Annotated in this window: 1 protein-coding gene; it reads right to left on the bottom strand. The window is 48.8% G+C overall.

Going from position 1 to position 520, the window contains the following annotated elements:
- Positions 1 to 506, bottom strand: a 506-nt coding sequence (gene vscR, locus R7Z50_RS31025) for a SctR family type III secretion system export apparatus subunit VscR (protein ID WP_318150216.1), incomplete at its 3' end; no start/stop codon positions are given.
- Between the last annotated feature and the right edge of the window lie 14 nt (positions 507 to 520).

Genomic DNA, 520 nt, shown 5'->3' with positions numbered 1-520 from the left:
TCGATAGCGATAAACGGCAAGTAGAGTAGGAAGCCGATTTCAAAAGCCCGCGTTAACTCGCTGACCGTAAATGCAGGCAGCAACAGCAATAAGCTGTCGGATTCCAAACGGTCCACGTATTTTTGTGGCCACAGCGTGCGTGCTGCGTCGGTAAAAAATATCGCTTCGGTTTCACGAATGTGCTTTATCAAAAACTCGCGATACGGCTGTAAACCACTTTCAATCAGGCCCTCAACGCTGGCAGAGTCTTCCAAAGAAATGTCGTGCTGTTTTACGTAGTCGTACGTTTCAAAGCCAACCGGTGCCATGATGAAAATCGACAAAATGATCGCTAAGCCATACAGCGCCATATTCGGTGGAATCTGTTGTACGCCAAGCGCATTTCGCAGCAGCGAAAACACGACCGCGAGTTTCACAAATGAGGTCGCCATCATGGCGATAAACGGGATCAATGCCAGCAACGCTAGGCTGACAATGAGGTTTAGCTCATCAGGTAACTGAATCATGCCGGCTCCTGAGT

It is taken from the genome of Vibrio sp. 1249-1 (genome assembly GCF_033340495.1).
The sequence above is the reverse complement of the archived record's forward strand: the minus strand, read 5'-3'. Positions and strand labels throughout refer to the sequence as shown.